Here is a 3,206-nt window from a genome sequence, read left to right as displayed (position 1 = left end):
AAAAAGCCCCGCATCAGCGGGGCTATAAAGTTATTGTTGAAATTTATTCAGGAGCGTCGCGTGCTATACCCTGCTTTTGAAGACTATTACCACTTCATGCGGAAACCAACTGTTCCTTTTAAGGAATAGCTGTCTCCAAAGTTACTTAAGCTAGTATTAATCAGACCTTCGCCGTAGATCGAATACTTATCATCATTCCAGTTATAAGTACCACCAACACCTAGCCCGCCCCACAAGCGTTCTTTTTCACTCGCAAAACTTATGCCTGCAACATCGACTTTCGTTCCTTCGAGGAACTCATAGTAGAGATTGGCAATACCGTAGACATGGGCACGATTGGTCGTACCACTGGCATTCTGCCATGAATTTTCATGGTCAAGTGTGATGCCAAGACGCCCCTGCAAACTGTCACCCTTATCCAAGCTGACTGAAGCACCAAATGTATCGGTGAAATCGTCAAAATCGATGCTTGAATAAACGAGCTGTGCTTGTGGTGTTACGGACCATTCCGGATCAATGGCAAAACGATTGCCGCTTTCAATCGACAATGCATAGCCAATACCATCATTGCCATCTACGAGACCACGACGGACGAGTACCGAGCTCAGGTCGGAATTGTACCATGTTACCTGTGCCTGACCATCGACATAGAAGCCTTCGTTGCCATACCAGGTCAGGGTTCCGCCAACGCCATAACCATCGGTAGAGATTTCACCATCACCATAGATTGAATAAGTCTTGCTCTTTCCATGGGCATACTGAGTAAATACACCACCGATAATGGTTCCGTTTTCAGTCTCGGTCAGAAGACCATCCACACCAGCCTGCATTTTGAAAACATTCTGGTTAAAATCTGTATCAGAGGTGGAGAAGCGTGGTTCAATATGGTTATACGCGCCTTCAATCCGGCCCCAAACACCATTGCCATCAACATAGACACCTGCTTCTTCAACTGGTGCATAAGGCACGATGGCATCTGCACCCTCAGAAATCATCCGATTGCCTGCTCCCACCCAGAAACGGTTACCCACACGCTGTTGCAATGTGTTCAGACCATTCAAACCCAACAGAGCTTGCGGATAGGCTTCATAAGTCGGCACACCAGGCTGATAAAGCGGTTTCACAGGATCTACCGGATCCACAGGCTTCAATTCAGAACGCAGATACCAGTTTTTGGTTTCCGAACCAGTTCTGTTGCCCTTATAGAGCTGATAAGCATAGGCCGTTCCGCCCACAACTGCCTGATTACCATTTTCAGCGATATAGTCACCAACAAGTGTAAAAATACCTTCAGATGCATCACCAACCGTAATAAGCTCAATGCCTTCATTGGTCTGCGCACCCGGGCCGCCCACATTGATCACCTTCACCGTTGACCTTCCGGTCGTGTTACCCCCTACAACCAGCTTGTCCGTCGCAGACTGGTCACTGCCAAGATATGTATCCAGAATAGTCAGACCATTAGAACCGATATAGTTACCATCAATTGTAAGTTTGTCAGCCGGGTTGCCATTGGCCATATTGATGGTGCCATTGTTGGCAAAGTTGCCCGTAATCTGATAATCAGCAGCCCCCAGTTGGCTGCTACGCAACTGGAACGTTCCGGCATTGGCAACATCACCGCCAATTGTACCACGATTAACGACCAATGAAGCGCCTGCATTTATATTGAAATTGGATGCTTCAAAATCGACACGATTGTTGTCGGCCCAAGCCTGTGCAGAACCTGTCCTGATCTGACTGTTGCCAGTGCTGTTCTGCTGGCCACGCATAAACAACTGACCACTGCCTTCTTTTACAAAATGGTAGCCATCTATCAGATCATCCTGGTTTTCTGCATATTCACCATAAACCGTACCGGCGAACGTTAAATCATAATCGCCCTTCACGCGAAGGGCTGATTTCTCCAGATAAATGTCATCGCCCAGATCGCTGGCCTTGTTATCACTGAACGTGATCTTGTCCTGGGCATTCTGGTCAAGCGTCAACTGACTGTTGGCCATGTAGATGGCACCGCCCCGTTGCGCCTCGTTATCCTTGAATAGAACCTTTCCATTGAGTTCTACATTGCCCGCATTGCTGAATATCGCGCCACCAGCATCCTCAGCCGTATTTCCCTGAAAAAGACTATTGCCATTGAAGATAACAGTGGATTCGGTCGCACTGACTGCGCCACCATTCCTTTGCGCTTTATTCCCTGTGAATGTGGCTGCCTGATTGAAGGTTGCTGTTGATTGAAAACGATCAGCTTTTCCGTCACCATATTTCAAAGTCAGTGCAGTCAAGCTGATAGCCCCGCCATCGCCGCCGCCATTAGCCGGATTGGCTCCTGCATTATTGCTGTCAAACAACGCAGCCCCGTCAAAAATGAAACTGGATGCACGCCCTGCAAGAGCACCACCATTACTGCCAGCCGTGTTTTCCTTAAAACTGGATGCCCCTTTAAACTGGACATTACTATCAATACGACTAGTGCCGATAATCTCAACGGAATACGGATCGCTCCAGCCCTGTTCTATGCTGCTCACCCGTTCTTGCTCTTGACCACCAGGCAAAATATTCCTGTATTCCCCAACGATATCACCCTCTTCGTTGCGTATTTGATAATCCGCATATGATATTACATTGGAGAAGATAGCACCGCCATCACCACCAGATGGATTCCCATACGCATCGGTACCGACAGCTTTGTTTCCAGTAAAATCAACATCACCTGCAAAGATAAGATCGCCGGATGTGTGGCCGATTGCGCCACCATTTCGCAAGGCTGTATTGTCCTTAAAAGTGGCCTTCTTATTGAATGCTGTGGATGCGTTAACCGTGTTCATCCCGCCGCCATCGTAGCGCGAGCCATTACTCTCAAACAGAACATCTCCGTTAAATGTGGTTTGACCGCCATCATAAGTGTAGATGGTAGACCCCACCGGATTAAATCCATAAAAATCTGGTATTGTACTGTTGTTTTTGAAGGTGGCATCTCCATTATAGGTGACTGCTCCCCCCCAATTAAACATCGCCATTCCGTTATCGTAGGGTGTAGAGTTTTCAAAGCTGACGGATCCATTGGCTACCGCTTGAGTATCGCCATATGTCCATCCGCCATTTACGCGAGTGCCTTGATAACCATAACAACTCACTCCACAAACAAAAACATGATTATTAGAGCCGAACGAAACATCAGCCATAGCCATGTCAGACATGGCTCC

At 47.6% G+C, this 3,206-nt stretch carries 1 protein-coding gene; it reads right to left on the bottom strand.

Features of this window, described 5'->3' with window-relative positions; genetic code table 11:
* Positions 1-86: 86 nt before the first annotated feature.
* Positions 87-3,185: an autotransporter outer membrane beta-barrel domain-containing protein gene (locus A918_RS21225; RefSeq protein WP_198013261.1), complete on the bottom strand. Its 3,099-nt coding sequence runs from the start codon at positions 3,183-3,185 to the stop codon at positions 87-89.
* Positions 3,186-3,206: the final 21 nt, after the last annotated feature.

The organism is Pseudochrobactrum sp. AO18b (assembly GCF_000409565.1).
GTDB classification, from domain to species: Bacteria; Pseudomonadota; Alphaproteobacteria; order Rhizobiales; family Rhizobiaceae; genus Pseudochrobactrum; species Pseudochrobactrum saccharolyticum.
This window is presented reverse-complemented; position numbering and strand designations above follow the sequence as displayed.